This window comes from Undibacterium sp. Ji49W (assembly GCF_049340205.1).
In the GTDB taxonomy this organism is placed as follows: Bacteria; Pseudomonadota; Gammaproteobacteria; order Burkholderiales; family Burkholderiaceae_D; genus Undibacterium.
On the sequence record NZ_JBMPOW010000001.1, the window covers coordinates 155217 to 171803 of the forward strand.

Sequence of the window (16587 nt, forward strand, 5' to 3'; positions counted from 1 at the left end):
GACATACTACGAATCTGCGATAATTTGATATGCCCTTTAATTCTATCTAATTTAAAACCATGCGCTATCGCCGCGCCAATGTGCCAGGTGCCACTTACTTTTTCACGGTCAATCTACAAGACAGGAAAAGTCAATTACTCATCGAGAACATAGATATTTTACGAACGGCATTCCGCACGGTACAGCAAAGATATCCCTTTAAAATCATCGCCATGGTTGTTATGCCTGAACACTTGCATGCAATCTGGGAATTGCCACAAGGTGATGTGGACTTTTCTTTGCGCTGGTCACTTATTAAGGCTGCATTCTCCAAAGCTTTGCCCAAACAAGAAAACATCAGCACCAGCCGACAGCAAAAGCGCGAGCGTGGAATCTGGCAGCGTCGTTTTTGGGAACATATGATAAGAGATGACGATGACTTGGAAAAACACGTCGCTTATCTGCACTTCAATCCGGTCAAGCACGGCTACGTAAATCAAGCCAGCGCATGGCCGTATTCCTCATTGCATAAATTTATAGAAAAAGGCTTGCTCGATACTAGCTGGGGCGACAATGCTTCTTCGCTTGATCTGCCAGGGTATGAGTAAGTCAAACTCAATTGTTATTACTTTAAAAAAGGAAAACTATGGGACTTGATCTCTGCCTTGTCCCAGTAGATTTTGAAAATGACGATGGTGAGCTGACCTGCACCAAGGGATTTGGACAGACAGGAATATCTGACACAGTATTTTTGTGATCATGCGGATACGCTTTTATATGAAAATGTGAGGAAATCTGAATAATGCTAAAAAGATGTGCCTGCGTACCGTGTGGTCGGCATATCAACGGCAAGCAAATTTGAACCTGTCCGCATTTACCTCTTAATCCTGCCAACATCCACCTTCACTTCCTCACTCACAGACAGTACCGACATTATCAGGCGATCAGATCGTAAGCACGTTCTTACCCGAGTTATATTGCATGCATGTCCCACCATGCTTTTATCCTCAGGTCTTGTGATATGCAACCAGTCGCTGCAATAATGGTGCGATGATATCCTGGCCACGCAACATGCTCTTCCAGCGTTCAGGGATCGCAGAAATGCCATCACGAATGCCTGCGATGCCACCTGCGACGCAGGCCGTGGTGTCAGTATCATTACCAAGCAGGATTGCAGCGAGGACGACGGATTCATAGCCTCCAGCCTCAAGAGCCATGCGCGCCGACCGCAGGCAATCGACGACGTAACCCGAGCCACGGCCGACAGGTGCCTCATCTGGCCGTATCGACCATTCCAGTTCTTCCAACTCTTGCGGGCTATTTGTGTAGATGGTTCGTAATGTCAGTACAGCATCATTCCATGGATTGGCAGCATCGTTAAAAATGCGACGCGCCCACAGACAGTACAGTGCACAACATACTTGTGAGCGTAGATGGGCATGTGTTACCTGTGATTGTAATTGCGCAATCCTGACCAATTCTGTATCTGAACCACTATGAAACAAGACTAACGGCAAAACACGCATCAGTGAGCCATTGCCGTTTTCATGCACATCGACTGCGCCGGCTTCCAAAGCAGGCACATTCTTGCGTAGCGCGCGAATCGCCTTTCCAGTAGTGATGCCAATATCAAATACGACGTTATCAACCGCCATATAGCCTTCGTCGTACCAGCTAACCAGACGTTTGCCAAAATCATCGGCGTCAAACTGCCCGCAATCCAGCAATGAAGTCAGCAAACAAAGTGCCTGTGCTCCATCATCAGACCAGGTGCCTGGTGGCACAACATGGTGCGACCGTTTAAAGCCAGATGGCGGCTGAAACTCTATGAACTCTGCTGCCGGTATTTTTGATGCTTCGTGAAATTCGTACGGAACACCCAGTGCATCACCAATCAGTAAGCCGAGCAGGCCGCCTTCCAGGCGTTCTTGTTGTGTAGGTTTATTCATATGGTCTTAAAGGAGATAGTGGTGTGATCGAAAAATAGTAAGCTTCTTGGATTTATTTTTAACAAAATGATTGACGCATCTTCATGAACGAATAGAGTGCGCCGTTAGTACCTTAATGAACTACACCACCAGATATCCCCGTCTGTCCGCTATACCTATCTCTGCCGTCAGGCCTGCATTGAATTCCAGGTAGTCTGTTTCTATGCCATCGCTGAAGATGACGCCATGTTCTGGCATCAGGGATGTGACTTGCAGTTTGCTGCCTTCCTGAATCTGACCACGGACTAAAGTTGCAGATGAGATCTTGCTGGGGAAGGGTTCACGTACGGCGAATTGTAATTCCCGGGCGTCCCAGTTGCCGGGTTCTGGCAGGGGCAGGGGTGGCAACTCATAAGGCAATTCGTCAGCAGCGGATTGACAGATGGCTGCAGCACCAGCGAAGATACTTTTCATCCAGCCTGTGGAACCCAGGCCGGTAGAGATGATGATGCCGCTGGATGATTGCCGTTCCTGGCGCTCTTGCAACTGTATGGTGTAGCTGGCCGAGATATGGGTTTTGGGGCCGATAAAAATGTCATTCACACCCAGCATGGTCTGGCCATTGTTCAGTCTGGCCATGGCCATGGTGACTTCGCGCACGGGACGGCGTTCTTGCAGCGCTTCAGGGACGATTCTGGGTAAATCCCTGACCTGGAAGGGTAGCAGCACACCATCCCAGCGTTGTACATCAGGATTCACACCGATGATACGCTGCCCTTCCAGGTATTTCATGGTGTTGACAACCAGGCCATCTTGACCCAGGGCGATGACGATGTCGTCCCGGCCAAAAATCATGTTTGGCAAGAAGCTGCGGTCTATGTTTTGCAGCCGTGCCAGGCGCAGCAGGCTGCTTTCTGCTGCACTGACACAGGCGATGTAATTGTCATGTTCATCCTGGTAGGTGGCAAAATCGCCGCCCAGATGCTCTATGTAAAACCGTGCCTGTCCCACAGTGTTGTACTTGACGATGAGTTCTTCCAGCCTGGTCTTGCGGGTGACCAGTATGATCTTGTTTTCTGTCGCCCGTGCTGTAGTACTGCTGCTGATGTTGCTCATAGCATTTTCCTGGCTTAGCCTGGCTGATTGATGAGTTCTCGTAACAGGTCGGGCGTAATGTTCAACTGCCCTATGGCACCGGCTTTTTCCGCCAGTTCCTGGAAGGCCAGCGCAATCAACTGGCCGGATTGCATATTGCCCATGGACAGCGCCTGCAAGACTTTGGGGTCGACGCCGCTATACGCATTCATCAGGGTTTGTGCAGCATAGGCGCGGCTATCAGCTTCTGTCCTAGCGTTTTCTGTAGCCAGTTTGACGAGGGTAGTTTGCTGGTTTTCTTCGGCTATTTTGGCCTGTACCTGTGCCAGCTTCAATTCGCTTTCCTTTTGTTGTATGCTTTTTTCAGCTTCCATCTGGGTTTCGCGTATCTGGCGTTTTTTACTTTCGACGGCGATTTCGGTATTCAATTCATTCTCACGTATGCGGCGTTCTTGCTCCACAGCGGCATTGCGTCGTTCATAGATGGCATCGTCAGCACATTTGAGAATTTGTTCACGCGCCTGTGCTTCCAAAGCCTTGGCGGCTTCAGGTGTAGGTTTGAGTGCCAGAAAATTCAAGCCCAGCAATTCCACCCCCAATGCTTGTAACTCTTTACTGTCGCGCACTGCCATGCTTACTGCTGCGCCAAGTGTGTCGGCGGCTTTCAGGGCATCACGCAGCGCTAGGCTTTGCAAGCCTTTACGGGTCAGCACTTTGACAAGATTGACAATGCGCTGCGAGAGTTTTTGCGGGTCATCCGAGATGTATTGCTGGGTTACCGGATTGATGGCGAAATTGAGCAAGGCCCCGACTTTTTGTGGCTCGCTGATACGGTACGTGACCTGCCCCTGCACCGTGACGGTCTGGAAATCAGCAGAATTTTCTTCAAATATAAATGGTGTGTCCGTACTCGCCATGGGTATGGCCAGCATGGAAGTGGTAGGTGCATAGTAAAAGAAAGCCAGCCCTGCACCTTCACGCCTGATTTGGCCGTTCTTGAATTGCAGCACATACGTAGTGGGCTGAAATTTGATGAATTTGATGCTGAACATGGCATTTCCCTTTCTTTTTATGTGTTCTGAAGTGTTTTGCGGGTGCTAATTTTGACTTCGGTGTTATTTTCTATATGCTTGAATACAAGGATAATCTACTTAATTTTAAAATGCAACTAAGTTAGTTGAATATTTTAACTAAGCTGGATGTGCTGGATTGCGTGATACAGAGACATCTGCTGTTTTTCGGAATATCTCTCTATAATCCCTATTCTGGACAAATTTTAAAAATAGGACACCTGGCATGCTCAACTGGCTTAAGCAACTCTTTACTTCGGTGGAAAAGCCCAAAGAACAAGTTTCGCAGACACCGTCACAGCCGGTCTATGTCGCGCCGCCATCTATGTTGGGCAGTGCAGAGTTGAAAAAGCAGGGGGACGATCACCTCGCCAGGGGTGATATGGCATCTGCCGCAACTTGTTACCGCAAGGCGCTTGTGATTGATCCTGATTTCGCCAAAGCGCATAGCAATCTCGGTTTTGTACTGATGCAGCAAGGCAGGGCGGATGAAGCTGAGCGAAGTTTGAAGCAGGCGCTTGCGCTGGATCCAAAAAATGCTGATACCTGTTTCATGCTGGGTAACCTGGCAATCCTGTCGCGTAGCGATCTGGAATCTGGTTGTCAGTATTTCCAGAAAGCCGTTGAGCTGATGCCAGACTTTGATGTTGCATATCTTGACTGGCGTCGCTACATGAGTCTGCAAGGCAAGCTGGAACAGGTAAAACAGTTCCTGATCACCGGTATTGCCAGCGACCCAGCGCGTGCCGATTTCCAGAATTACCTTGGCAATATTTATCAGGATGAACAGCAATTTGAGCAGGCTATAGCGTGCTTTCAGCAAGCACTGGCGATACGCCCGGACGATGCTGATGTGCTTGAAAACCTGGGCTTTGTCTTGTTCAAGCAAAACCAGGTATCACAGGCGAATGCTGCGTACGACAAGGCACTTGCCTTGCGGCGGCAGGCAGCGCTTGCTGTGCCAGATGATCTGGACTTGCATTACAAACTGGCGACCTTGCTGCTGGTGTTGAACAGGCATCAGGAAGCGATCGCCAGTTTCAATCAAATCCTGGCTTTGAACCCCGGCTATGTCGAGGCCCGGCTTGGCCGTGGATTAACATCGCTACTCATCGGTGAATTTGAAACTGGCTGGAAAGATACCAAAGACCTGGCCAGCTATGCGGCAGTTGGCTATCCAGAATTCAGACAGCCTTTGTGGCTCAATGATCGTGACATTAACGGCAAATCCATCCTGCTGTTCGCTGACCAGGGTCTGGGCGACACCATACAGTTTGTACGCTATGCAGAGCAAATCAAAAAACTCGGCGCGAAGGTGTATGTGCGTGCGCATACCTCGCTGAAGTCTTTACTGGGTACCCTGGCTTATGTGGATGGCGTTTTTGGTGAAGAAGACATCCTGCCGCTGTTTGACTATTGCTGCCCCTTGTCGAATGTGGCGCTGGCATTTAACACCAGCATGGAAACCATACCTGCCGGTGTCCCCTACCTACAGGCGGCAAAAGACAGAGTGGCGTATTGGGAAAATCAGTTGAGCAGTTTTCAGGCACCGCGCATAGGTATAGTCTGGTCGGGTAATCCCCTGTTCCGCAATGACAAGAACAGGTCGGTGCATCTGCAAAGACTGGCTGCCTTATTGATGGATGGAAGCCGGCATTTCTTTTTATTACAAAAAGAAGTGAGGGCACTGGATGCGCCATTCATGGCAAGCCTGAAGAACGTGACTGATCTGGGGTCGCAGTTAAACGATTTTGCGGAAACAGCCGCTGTCATCGCTAATCTTGACCTGGTCATTACCGTCGATACTTCAGTCGCTCACCTGGCTGGTGCTTTGGGCAAACCAGTCTGGATACTGCTGCCTTTCGCACCGGATTTCCGCTGGCTGCTGGGCAGGAAAGATAGCCCTTGGTATCCAACGGCTCGCTTGTTCCGCCAACCGACGATAGCCAACTGGGATACGGTTCTTGACGAGATCAGACACGAACTAGACAGGGAATTTCCTGTCAAACGTTCCTAAATTATTCAGATCAGGGCTGTCATGTAGCGATGCACATATCATTTTAATCAGAAAATAATGCGGAATGAGGTTTATATGAAACTGCAGCAAATCCCGGCAAAACCCACTTCAGCCTCACTTCAGTTTACACTGCTGGTCTCTCATTGCTTTTAGTGCACGCATATGTTCAAACCTGTCTTCACTGCTGTTCTTGTTGCAAGTCACCTTTTGTTGTCTGCAAATACATTTGCACAAGTGAAGAACGATGTGGGTACGGAAGCGTTCAGACAGGGTAATTATGTGCAGGCACAAAGCGAATGGACAGCTTTGGCTGAAGCTGGTGATGCCAATGCCCTGTTTAGCCTGGGCATTTTGCTGCTGTCTGACAAGAGCGGATTGAAGGATGAGAAAGTGGCCATGGAATGGTTTGCCAAAGCTGCGGCATTGGGCAATACCAAAGCCCAATTCAATCTTGCTGAGGGGTACAGGCGCGGTGTCGGTCTGGAAAAAGATATGGCGCAAGCCGTAGTCTGGTACACCAAGGCAGCAGAGGCAAACTTTGTGATCGCCCAATATACACTGGGCATACTGCACGAGACCGGCGATGGCGTGCCAAAAGATTACGCTTTGGCCATCAAATGGTTGCAATTGGCAACGGACCAGCAGTACGCGGAAGCAAATTTTGCCCTGGCGCGCATGCATGCGTTGGGAGAAGGGACGGACGTCAACATGCGCCTGGCAGGCTTGTATGCCGGCTATGCTGCGCAACAAGGCTATGCACCGGCACAGACCTATCTGGCAACGCTGTATCTGTCTGGCCAGGGCGTACCCAAGGATAGCAGTCAGGCCATATCCTGGCTGATGAAGGCGGCACAGCAGGGCCATGCCCGCGCTTATGTCTGGCTGGGGAACATATGCAATGACGGCAATGGCGTGCCTGTGGATACTACACGTGCTTATGTGTATTACACCCTTGCCGAGAAACTGGATGTCGACAAGGAATTGCAGGGCAGCGCCAGTCGTTTCAAGTTTGGTCTGGCATTACGCATGAAACCGGAAGACATTCAAAAGGCAACCCAACTCGCCAATGATTGGATCGTGGGTACGCAACCGCCGCTCTATGCACCAACCTATACCATCAGGAAACCACAGTCTGAAGCAGCGAAACCTGCGGCTGTCAGCAAGTGACTGTGGCAAATGGCTGCCTGGCTATCCTGTGAGATAGCCGGCGCAGCTTGCCTGCATTAAATGAAGCAGGGCCAGGACGGTGAGCCGGATTTGCATGTCTGCTGCTACATATTGTCACGTATCCGCAATTCAACAGAATGTTATATTGACGCCCTGCCAGATTGATTCCCGTTTTTATCTACCTTCCTAACAGGCTGTTCTTCATGTCGCCCGAAAAAAACCTGCTTTACTGTTCTGCTGCTTTCACTGCGGCCCGCCGTCGCAACTGGTTCCCGTATCGTTTCAGTGTGATCATCTACAGCCTGCTGATGCTGTTGGTGGTAGCAAATCTGAGTCAGGCACAGACGCCTGAGAGTACACCGGCCAGTGTCATTAATGATGGCCCGTACGCGTTTTACCAAAAAGAACAAGCCGGGTTGGATGTATCCTGGGTCTGTAATGATCCGGTGCAAAAACAGGTTTTTGCCAGAGCCGACAATGTGACCCTGCCAGCACCTTGTGGTTATCCGCATGCCTTGACGATACGCGCCGCAGTTTCCGGTTTTCCGCTGACGGCAAAATTCGAGACTGACAAGGTAGCGGCCTTCAGTGATATCCATGGCCAGTTTGATCTTATGCTCAAGCTCTTGCTGGCCAATGGCATCATCAACCAGGATTGGCAATGGACCTTCGGCAAAGGCCACCTGGTGGTTGCCGGTGATGTGTTTGACCGTGGCCCGAATACCACTGAAGCTTTGTGGTTGTTGTATGAACTGGAAGCGCAGGCAGAGGCAGCGGGCGGTGCAGTTCATCTGCTGCTCGGCAATCATGAAGCCATGTCGTTTGCCGGTGATCTGCGTTATCTGAATACAAAATACGCGAGCGTAGCGCGTCAGCTCAATCTCAGTTATCCGCAAATTTTTGATAACAGTAGTGTGCTGGGGCGCTGGTTACGTAGCAAGCCGGTGATCATACAGATCAACGACATGCTGTTCATGCATGGAGGCCTGCACCCCGATTACCAGAACCTGAACATGAGTATTGCGCAAGTCAACGAGCAGTTCCGCAGTTCGCTGGGGATGACCAAGACTCAACTGAAGGACAAGGGCAATGATGCGCTGTCCTTCCTGTATGGCAGCCTGGGTCCGCTCTGGTATCGTGGTTATTTCAAAGCGCCCAAACTCAGCAATGCCGACCTTGATCAGCTTTTACAGCAAATGCAATTGCATCGCATCGTGGTGGGACATACCACCATGGATGGCGTGTATGCGCATTATCAGGGAAAGATCATTTCCATTGATTCCGGCATCAAGGGTGGCGTCAAAGGTGAAATGTTTTTCTGGGACAAAGGGCAACTCAGCAAGGCTGGATTGGATGGTGTACGTGTTGCCATCCCTGATGCACCAGAGAAAATTCGTGCTGAATAAGTTATCCTGTCATTTCATGCTGCTGTCTGTTGACCTGGCGCGGCCATGAAAAATGAAATACTGTACCGCGTGGATGGTTACTGTCCAGACGTATGCTGCCGCCCAGTGATTCCAGGGTTTTTTTGATGATGGCCAGGCCCATCCCGCTACCTTCCACCTCGTCACGTGGGCGCAGTGTCTGGAACATGGTAAAGACTCGCTCTCTATGTTCTTCGGCGATGCCTGGGCCATCATCTGCCACAGCGAATTCAAAAAAATGTTCATTATGGCTGGCATGGATGACGATGTTTCCTTTTACCTGATCATGGTGCTTGACCACATTGCTGATCAGATTGCGAAACACGAGTTCCAGCGGCACCTTATGTGCGGGGCATATGGGAAAATCACCAACAAGCTCCAGCGTGAACGGTCGTTCGGCGCAGCACAGCTCGAACACATCACGTATCAAGGCTGCAAAGTCAATGTGCGCTATGTTGCCCCCCAGTTGTCCGGCACGAAAATACAGCAACAGGTCATCCAGCAATTTTTCCATGCGTTTGATACGAACTCGCATCAGTCGCAGGTGTTCATCCGTATCGGCATCCATCTTGCCGGCCAGATCTTCAGTGAGCCAGGTGGCCAACTGATCGACTCCTCGCAAGGGTGATTTCAGGTCATGCGAGGCGACATAGGCGAAATTATTCAATTCCTGATTGCGTCTTGATAGTTCATCTGTAAAGCGTTTTCGTTCTGAAATATCGACAATCGCCGACAAAACCTTGATGCCGTCTGCGGTCTGTATCGGGTTCAGACCAATCTCCACCCGGAATTCGCTGCCGTCCTTGCGTAGTCCAAACAGGTCACGACCACTACCCATGGCACGTGTAGTCGGGGTAGTAAAATAGCTGTTACGCAAACCCGGGTGCTGGGGACGAAAACGTTCAGGTATCAGCATTTCCATGGGTTTGCCCAGCAATTCTTCCCTTGCGTAGCCAAACAGTTGCTCGGTCTGGGCATTGACCATTTCTATATAGCCGCGACTGTCTATCATCACCATGGCATTTGGCGCCGCTTCTACCACCAGACGGAAACGCTCTTCCTGGCGTTTGCGCTCTGAAATATCGACAATCGCCGACAGCACCTTGATGCCGTCTGCCGTTTCTATAGGGTTCAATCCAATTTCAACCGGAAATTCGCTACCGTCCTTGCGCAGGCCATACAGGTCGCGGCCAATGCCCATCGCCCTTGTAGTGGGAACAGCAAAATAATCCATACGCAAGCCAGGATGATGTTTTCGAAAACGTTCAGGTATCAGAATTTCCATGGTTTTACCCAGCAATTCTGTCCTGTTGTAACCAAAAATAATTTCGGTCTGGGTATTTACCATTTCTATACAGCCACGGCCATCTATCATCACCATCGCGTTTGGTGCAGCATCAACTACCTGGCGAAAATGCCTTTCACTTTGTGTCAGCCGGTTTGCAATACGATAGCCTTCACTAAAATCGCGAACTATCATGGATAGTCCTCTTAGGATCCCCTGCTGATCGCAGATGGGGGATATGCTCAATCGTGTCGGTAGCTCTGTGCCATCCTTACAGCGGCGCATGGTTTCAAACTGCCCTATCGGCGTACCTTGTTGTAATAATTTGACCAGCGCTTCCCGATCGGGTAACTGTCCTTCGGGAAAGAGAAGGGCAAAGGGCTGATCCAGTGCTTCGGCGAGGGTGTAGCCAAATATACGGCTGGCGGCGCGGTTCCAACTAATGATTTGGCCCTGGATATTGCAGGCAAGAATAGCATCGTCAGAGCTGTTGACGATAGACGCCAGCAAGCTGTTGGCGTCTCCAGTCAAATCATCTGGTTTTTGTGGGGAACGATCGTCATTGCTGTTCGATGTCGCCATGGCGATATTTCCCTGTTAAAAAGTTGATTGCAAATTGCTCCGCTGATATGGGACGCGAGTAGTAATAGCCTTGTAAAAGTTCACAGCCACGGTCGGTACAGAATCTGGCCTGCTCAGCGGTTTCCACCCCTTCGGCTACCAGAGTCAGTTCCAGGGTTTTGGCAAAGGCAATCATGGCTGCCAGCAAACGCTCTTGCGAAGCGCCACGCCCTATGCCTGCTACAAAGGTCTGGTCTATTTTTATAATATGAATAGGGAAATTTTTCAGATGACTAAATGATGAATAACCTGTGCCAAAATCATCCAGTGAAAGCTTCAGTTTGCGTGCGGCCAGCTTTAACAAGATGCTAGCGACATGTTCCGGGTCACGTATCAGCGCGTTCTCTGTGATTTCCAGTTCCAGCCATACTGGATCCAGGCCGCTGGTGGCCAGCGCACTATCAACGGTGGACAACAGATTATCTCCCTGTAACTGTATGGACGAGACATTCACGGCGACAGACAGGTGTTGCGCATTCAGGGATGGCATGTTGCGCCACTGCTGTAACTGTGTACATGCTGTGCGCATCACCCATTGGTCAATTTCAAACATCAGCCCCAGTTCTTCCGCCATCGGCAAGAAAGTACCGGGGGCCAGTACACCCTCCTGTGGATGGTGCCAACGCAACAGTGCCTCCATGCCACCCAGGCTGCCATCCAGGGCATTGATTTTTGCCTGGTAATAGACCTTGAGCTGATCATTCTTCAGTGCGTATCGCAGGTCGCGTTCCAGATGCATGCGGTGACGCACTGCCTGATGTAGCTGGTCAGAATAAAAATGACTCTGGTTGCGGCCTTCCTGTTTGGCACGGTACATGGCAATATCTGCGCATTTCATCAGTTCGGTCGCATCGCTGGCGCAAGAACCGAAAACAGCGATACCTATGCTCATTGTCACGTCCCATTCCAGACCGTCCAGCAGTATCGGTTTTTTGAAGGCATCGACAATTCGTGTAGCCAGTAATATGGCTTGGTCCACTCTCTCCATATCCTGCACCAGCACCACAAATTCATCGCCGCCCAGCCTTGCCAGCAAGTCACTGCCACGGGTGGTGGCACCCAGGCGGCGGGCTACTTTGATGAGCAACTGGTCACCAATGGCATGGCCATACGTGTCATTCACATTTTTGAAACGATCCAGATCCAGCAGCAGTACCCCTAACTTTCCGTGCAGGTTCTCTCGTTTTGCCCGGCTGACGGCAAATTCAAGTGCACGTTCGAAATCATAGCGATTCGCCAGACCGGTCAGCGCATCATGTTCAGCAAGTTCACGCAACTGGTCATAGCTGCGGTTAAGTTCGGTTTCCAGTTTGTGGCGGTGGCGGGCCTGATGCAATGCACGTAAAAGACGGCGTGCATTGACTTCCTCTTTCAGCAAAAAATCTTGCGCGCCGGCTTCTATTGCCTGCTCCGCCAGGGTGATATCCTCCTGGTGGGTCAGCATGATAATTGCCGTGTGATGTGCCTTATCCAGACGCAGGCTTTTCAGTACCTCGATACCATCGCGGTCAGGCAGGTGGTAATCAAGCAGGATGACATCAAATGCGATGGCTTTGGCCTTCAATAAGCCGTCCAGTGCATTCTTGGCTTCTACAATGTTGATACTGACCGGTACCTGCTTCATGGCCCGTATGACAGAACGGCGGTCCAGTTCGTCATCATCGATAATCAGGATTTGTAATGCAGATGTTTGTACAGGGATATTCAGCATAAAAGCTCACGCTGGCAGGTAGGTGTGGCGCATGCGGGCAGCCACATGTGTCCGCATAAATTCATCTTTTTGGTCGCTTGGGTCCGCATGGATGATCCTTCAGGCAACCGGCAGTTCGACCAGACGCCAGTATCTATCCAGCATCTCTATCACACGCATGAAGCCATCGCCTACATGCTGTTTGACGATGTAGCCGGCAACATGTTTGGAATATGCCAGAACTTTGTCCTGATCATCTTGCGAAGTGGTCAGCACGAACACGACAGCGGACGACAAGGTTTTGTCCTGCCGCAATTCTGCCAGCATTTCAAGGCCATTCATGCGCGGCATATTGATGTCCAGCAAAATCAGATAGGGGCGGGTGATGCCATTTGGCTGGCGCAGGATTTGCAGTGCCTCTATCCCATCATGTGCACGTACGATGGGATTGATGATCTTCAGTTTCTTCAGTGCGCGTTCTATGCCCAGTACATCGACATCGTCGTCATCAACGATCAGTATCGTTACTGGTTTGGTTTGCGGGATGCTGTCTGACATTGGACACCTTTCACCGGCATAAGCTATTAAATAGTACTAAAAGGAAACATTATTGCAATGTAATTTCTATAACGGCAGACAAAATCAGCGGACTTCAAAAACTTGAAATGGGCGAATTAACATTCATATTATGCAAATATCAAGAATAGTGCAATATTGCTATTGTGCATCTCGAAATTTCAACCTGATAACACATGGCCTGACCACCACCAGGCAATGAAAATGAGGAATGACAGGGACTGTAAGGGGTTTATGAATACTTATTCACAGGACTTACGCAGAATCACCCTGGCAGGGCGGTTTTGCGTAAGTCCTGATTCAGTGCAGTTCAAGAATATCTGCGACCGCATCCTGTAGTTGGGTCACCAGCTCCGGGTCCATATACTTGTATTCGTCTGGTATATCCAGCACATGGATGACTTTGCCATTCAACACTTGCCTGTGTTCGGCAAGCAGACGTGATTTGTGTTTTTCTTCCATGACGAAAATGACATCTGCCCATTGGATGTCGCTCATTGAAACCCTGTGCCTGGCATTGGGGCTGGTGCCGCCGGAACGGGCCTGCACCATGGGATGGCGACGCCAGACTTGCTCCGCCGTTGGACTGCGCCATTGATTGCGGCTGCAAACAAATAAGATGTGGATGGGTGTATTCATCAGCTTGATCAGTGTATATCGAGGGCTAGTCCGTGGCTGCGCAGGACTCACTTCGCCCCACCAGCCATCTTTCTTTCAGTTTTCAGGAGTTGATCACCGCCGCCGTCATGGGCGAGCACAGGCTCCAGCCCAGTGCGGAATAAAGCGCATAGCCATCTTCGGTTGCTACCAGTACGCCGGTATCAGCCTGTCTGGCAAACGCATGGTTGCTTAGCATCTGCATCAGCAATCTGCCCAGGCCTTTACGTCTGTGCGAGGGTTCAGTCACGATCTGGTCAAATACCGCATAGCGTGCAGTCAGTGCCATTCTGCCCGTGGCTGCAATTTGGCCGTCAGGGCCAAGGGCCTTGATGCTGACCACCTGCTCATCACCGCCAAACTGTATGGTATAGGCACCGGGCACATCAACGTCAATATGGACAGTAATGGGTTTGCACATCAGGTATTCGACTGGTTTAAGTGTCCAGCGTGGCGGCAGCAAAGCCCCGATTTCACTGACTGGCGCGCAGATCTTGATCCAGGTATCCGGGATACTCAGTTCATGTGCCAGCAACTGTATGGCAGACAGTGCCTGCCCCTGCAAGACATAGCGCTCCAGATGGCCGGGCAGGCCAACATGGATTTTATAACCATAGCCCGCTAGCGGAAAAGCCGCTTCGGTGCCGCGAGAAATCGTCCAGCCATTAACCCAGGCAGTAAGTATTTCATTCTTTCGCTGTTCGCTGAAGGGGTTTGTCGTGGTCATAGTGGCTGGTTTATTCGGGCAGGTAGCAACAAGGTACAGATTAACGGCCCCAGATTAAAAGAACGGCATTTTCTTCAAGGTGCCACGCTCCACGGCACCATAGCGGTCCTTGTCACTCTTGTCCTGGAATTTGGCCTCATATTCAAAGACATCATCGTGGAAAGAAAAATCTTCCCTGATGTCGTAGTTGAGGTCTGACCATCTGGCGATCCAGTAGCCCTTGTTGCCCTTGATTTTGATTTCCTTGATGATGGCTTTTTCTTTGACGATCTTGCCATTCAGCATGGTCGCTTCCATCAGCACGGTTGAATCGGTGTTGAAACTCATGTTGATGCTTTTGATGCCGATGTTTGCCAGTGACATCACATTTCCATTTGCCATGGTCACGGCATATTTTTCGTAACGGTATTTGCCGGCAATCAGCGCCATGTCGTTGGCAAAACTGCTGGCTATCATCAGGGAAAAAAGCAGGGCAATCACATAGTTCATGGTCTGGCATCCGTTAGCGGGGGAAATAACAGGGCGTGGGCTTGGCTGGCGTAAGCCACTAGCTTGACATGCAGATGATAGCACTACCCCGTTGCCGTAACGGCAAGTGGTCGGGGCAGTGCAGGGGGGATTGTATTATTTGCCAGCTTCTTGCGCGGCCTTGCGCATGGTGGCCAGCGTCGCACCAGGGGTGATCAGATTGCCGTCATAACGTAATTCTATCAATGCAGGCAGGCTGTGCTGGCGGCTATGTGTGAGCGCACGTTCCAGTGCCGGTGCAAATTCTGCTGTGGTATTGACCACTTCACCACTGGCACCAAAGGCGCGTGCCAGCGCCGCAAAATCAGGGTTATGCAATTCGGTGCCAGACACGCGTGCAGGAAATTCTTTTTCCTGATGCATGCGTATCGTGCCGTACATGCCATTGTTAAAAACAATGATGATGACGCCAGCCTTGTATTGCACGGCGGTGGCCAGTTCCTGACCGTTCATCAGGTATTCACCATCACCGGCGAACGTGACGACGGTCCGTTGCGGATCGATGATTTTAGCCGCAACGCCGGCAGGTACGCTGTAACCCATCGCGCCGGAAGTCGGGGCCAATTGGGTACGGAAACCACCATAACGGAAGTAACGGTGTGCCCAGGTCGCATAGTTGCCGGCTCCATTCGTGATGATGGTATCTGCCGGTGCCTGTTGCATCAGATCCTGCACGACCCGCCACAGGTTCAGCGGCGCATTCTCGCTGGCAAAAATCGCCGGTTCGGTTTGCCATGCCTGCAAATCTGCCCTGGCTTCGCCAACACTTGCACGCCACTTGCTGGCAGCATCCAGGCTGGCCATTTCTGCCAGTGCTTCGGCAATTTCCTTCATGCCGCTATTGATCATCAGATCAGCCTGGTAGACGCGCCCCAGTTCCAGCGCATCGCTGTGGATATGGATAAGCTTTTGTCTGGGTACTGGTGCTTCCAGTACGGTATATCCGCCGGTAGTCATTTCACCCAGACGCGGACCGATGGCCAGGATCAGGTCCGCATCCCTGATTCGTTGTGCCAACTTGGGGTTGATACCTATGCCTACGTCACCAATGTAATGCGGATGGGCATTATCCATCAAGTCCTGAAAGCGGAAAGTGCAGGCGACCGGCAAGTGATTGCTGACCGCAAATTCACTGATGTGCTGGCAGGATGCCGCATCCCAGCCGGTACCACCCAGCAAGACCAGCGGGCGTTGCGACACCGTCAGCATATTGCGCAGTTGCGCCAGTTGCTGTGGCGAGGCCGATGCCTGGACTGGTGTGTAACGACGGGTATCTGCCACAGTGGCGACCTGTGCCAGCATGTCTTCTGGCAGGGCCAGCACTACCGGGCCGGGGCGGCCACTGGTAGCGACCTGGAAGGCGCGGGCAAGGTATTCCGGCACGCGGTCTGCACGGTCAATTTGCGCCACCCATTTTGCCATCTGGCCAAACATGCGGCGATAGTCAATTTCCTGAAAGGCTTCACGCTCGACAAAATCATTGCCAACCTGGCCTATGAATAAAATCATTGGCGTCGAATCCTGATAGGCAGTATGCACGCCTATCGATGCATTGGTCGCGCCTGGCCCGCGTGTAACGAAACAGATGCCTGGCTTGCCTGTCATTTTGCCGTAGGCATCGGCCATGAAGGCTGCGCCGCCTTCCTGGCGATTGATGATGAAGCGTATGGAGCTGTCATGCAACGCGTCCAGCACCGGCAGATAACTCTCGCCGGGTACACCGAATATGGTATCGACACCGTGGATTTGCAGTGCATCCACAATCAATTGACCGCCCGAACGAGATTTCAGCATGATAATAAATGGTAATAGGAAAAACACTA

The 16587-nt window shown here is 50.9% G+C and carries 14 protein-coding genes; 4 read left to right on the forward strand and 10 right to left on the reverse strand.

Going from position 1 to position 16587, the window contains the following annotated elements; translation table 11 throughout:
- The first annotated feature begins 59 nt into the window (after window positions 1-59).
- Complete coding sequence (locus tag ACO0LK_RS00695; RefSeq protein ID WP_422971193.1) at window positions 60-587, forward strand: REP-associated tyrosine transposase; 528 nt, start codon at window positions 60-62, stop codon at window positions 585-587.
- Window positions 588-986: 399 nt separating this feature from the next.
- Here the strand turns inward: ACO0LK_RS00695 and ACO0LK_RS00700 are convergent, their stop codons facing one another.
- The 3 genes from ACO0LK_RS00700 to ACO0LK_RS00710 all read right to left on the reverse strand — a co-directional run bounded on the left by ACO0LK_RS00700 (window position 987) and on the right by ACO0LK_RS00710 (window position 4054).
- Window positions 987-1928: an ADP-ribosylglycohydrolase family protein gene (locus ACO0LK_RS00700; protein ID WP_422971195.1), complete on the reverse strand. Its 942-nt coding sequence runs from the start codon at window positions 1926-1928 to the stop codon at window positions 987-989.
- 120 nt (window positions 1929-2048) lie between these two features.
- Window positions 2049-3023 carry a sugar kinase gene (locus ACO0LK_RS00705; protein WP_422971197.1) on the reverse strand — a complete coding sequence of 325 codons (975 nt, stop codon included), beginning with the start codon at window positions 3021-3023 and terminating at the stop codon, window positions 2049-2051.
- A gap of 14 nt (window positions 3024-3037) precedes the next feature.
- Window positions 3038-4054 (reverse strand): SPFH domain-containing protein, encoded by a 1017-nt coding sequence (locus ACO0LK_RS00710; RefSeq protein ID WP_422971199.1) that lies wholly within the window; start codon window positions 4052-4054, stop codon window positions 3038-3040.
- 244 nt (window positions 4055-4298) lie between these two features.
- Between ACO0LK_RS00710 and ACO0LK_RS00715 the strand changes: the two genes are divergently transcribed.
- The 3 genes from ACO0LK_RS00715 to ACO0LK_RS00725 all read left to right on the forward strand — a co-directional run bounded on the left by ACO0LK_RS00715 (window position 4299) and on the right by ACO0LK_RS00725 (window position 8662).
- A complete protein-coding gene (locus ACO0LK_RS00715) occupies window positions 4299-6089 on the forward strand; it encodes a tetratricopeptide repeat protein (RefSeq protein ID WP_422971201.1) in 1791 nt (596 codons plus the stop codon).
- Window positions 6090-6323: 234 nt separating this feature from the next.
- Window positions 6324-7256, forward strand: coding sequence for a tetratricopeptide repeat protein (locus tag ACO0LK_RS00720; protein ID WP_422971203.1), 933 nt, complete (start codon window positions 6324-6326; stop codon window positions 7254-7256).
- A 203-nt stretch (window positions 7257-7459) separates the two neighbouring features.
- Window positions 7460-8662, forward strand: a complete 1203-nt coding sequence (locus ACO0LK_RS00725) for a metallophosphoesterase (RefSeq protein WP_422971205.1) — start codon at window positions 7460-7462, stop codon at window positions 8660-8662.
- A gap of 1 nt (window position 8663) precedes the next feature.
- Here ACO0LK_RS00725 and ACO0LK_RS00730 read toward each other — a convergent pair whose 3' ends face one another.
- From ACO0LK_RS00730 to ACO0LK_RS00760, 7 genes are all read right to left on the reverse strand, one after another.
- Window positions 8664-10547 (reverse strand): PAS domain-containing sensor histidine kinase, encoded by a 1884-nt coding sequence (locus ACO0LK_RS00730; RefSeq protein ID WP_422971207.1) that lies wholly within the window; start codon window positions 10545-10547, stop codon window positions 8664-8666.
- Window positions 10525-12297: a putative bifunctional diguanylate cyclase/phosphodiesterase gene (locus ACO0LK_RS00735; protein WP_422971209.1), complete on the reverse strand. Its 1773-nt coding sequence runs from the start codon at window positions 12295-12297 to the stop codon at window positions 10525-10527. The genes ACO0LK_RS00730 and ACO0LK_RS00735 overlap by 23 nt, the downstream gene beginning before the upstream one ends.
- A 99-nt stretch (window positions 12298-12396) precedes the next feature.
- Window positions 12397-12834: a response regulator gene (locus ACO0LK_RS00740; protein WP_422971211.1), complete on the reverse strand. Its 438-nt coding sequence runs from the start codon at window positions 12832-12834 to the stop codon at window positions 12397-12399.
- A gap of 318 nt (window positions 12835-13152) precedes the next feature.
- A complete protein-coding gene (locus ACO0LK_RS00745; protein WP_422971213.1) occupies window positions 13153-13491 on the reverse strand; it encodes a low molecular weight protein tyrosine phosphatase family protein in 339 nt (112 codons plus the stop codon).
- 82 nt (window positions 13492-13573) lie between these two features.
- Complete coding sequence (locus tag ACO0LK_RS00750) at window positions 13574-14236, reverse strand: GNAT family N-acetyltransferase (RefSeq protein ID WP_422971215.1); 663 nt, start codon at window positions 14234-14236, stop codon at window positions 13574-13576.
- Between the two features lie 54 nt (window positions 14237-14290).
- Complete coding sequence (locus ACO0LK_RS00755) at window positions 14291-14725, reverse strand: hypothetical protein (RefSeq protein WP_422971217.1); 435 nt, start codon at window positions 14723-14725, stop codon at window positions 14291-14293.
- Between the two features lie 135 nt (window positions 14726-14860).
- Window positions 14861-16558 (reverse strand): thiamine pyrophosphate-binding protein, encoded by a 1698-nt coding sequence (locus ACO0LK_RS00760; protein ID WP_422971219.1) that lies wholly within the window; start codon window positions 16556-16558, stop codon window positions 14861-14863.
- Window positions 16559-16587: the final 29 nt, after the last annotated feature.

What these genes read in the sequence shown, in the direction of transcription:
- ACO0LK_RS00710 (WP_422971199.1), bottom strand. Translation starts at nt 4,054, where the DNA reads ATGTTCAGCATCAAATTCATCAAATTTCAGCCCACTACGTATGTGCTG.
- ACO0LK_RS00760 (WP_422971219.1), bottom strand. Translation starts at nt 16,558, where the DNA reads ATGCTGAAATCTCGTTCGGGCGGTCAATTGATTGTGGATGCACTGCAA.
- ACO0LK_RS00745 (WP_422971213.1), bottom strand. Translation starts at nt 13,491, where the DNA reads ATGAATACACCCATCCACATCTTATTTGTTTGCAGCCGCAATCAATGG.
- ACO0LK_RS00755 (WP_422971217.1), bottom strand. Translation starts at nt 14,725, where the DNA reads ATGAACTATGTGATTGCCCTGCTTTTTTCCCTGATGATAGCCAGCAGT.
- ACO0LK_RS00695 (WP_422971193.1), top strand. Translation starts at nt 60, where the DNA reads ATGCGCTATCGCCGCGCCAATGTGCCAGGTGCCACTTACTTTTTCACG.
- ACO0LK_RS00750 (WP_422971215.1), bottom strand. Translation starts at nt 14,236, where the DNA reads ATGACCACGACAAACCCCTTCAGCGAACAGCGAAAGAATGAAATACTT.
- ACO0LK_RS00705 (WP_422971197.1), bottom strand. Translation starts at nt 3,023, where the DNA reads ATGAGCAACATCAGCAGCAGTACTACAGCACGGGCGACAGAAAACAAG.
- ACO0LK_RS00735 (WP_422971209.1), bottom strand. Translation starts at nt 12,297, where the DNA reads ATGCTGAATATCCCTGTACAAACATCTGCATTACAAATCCTGATTATC.
- ACO0LK_RS00730 (WP_422971207.1), bottom strand. Translation starts at nt 10,547, where the DNA reads ATGGCGACATCGAACAGCAATGACGATCGTTCCCCACAAAAACCAGAT.
- ACO0LK_RS00725 (WP_422971205.1), top strand. Translation starts at nt 7,460, where the DNA reads ATGTCGCCCGAAAAAAACCTGCTTTACTGTTCTGCTGCTTTCACTGCG.
- ACO0LK_RS00740 (WP_422971211.1), bottom strand. Translation starts at nt 12,834, where the DNA reads ATGTCAGACAGCATCCCGCAAACCAAACCAGTAACGATACTGATCGTT.
- ACO0LK_RS00715 (WP_422971201.1), top strand. Translation starts at nt 4,299, where the DNA reads ATGCTCAACTGGCTTAAGCAACTCTTTACTTCGGTGGAAAAGCCCAAA.
- ACO0LK_RS00700 (WP_422971195.1), bottom strand. Translation starts at nt 1,928, where the DNA reads ATGAATAAACCTACACAACAAGAACGCCTGGAAGGCGGCCTGCTCGGC.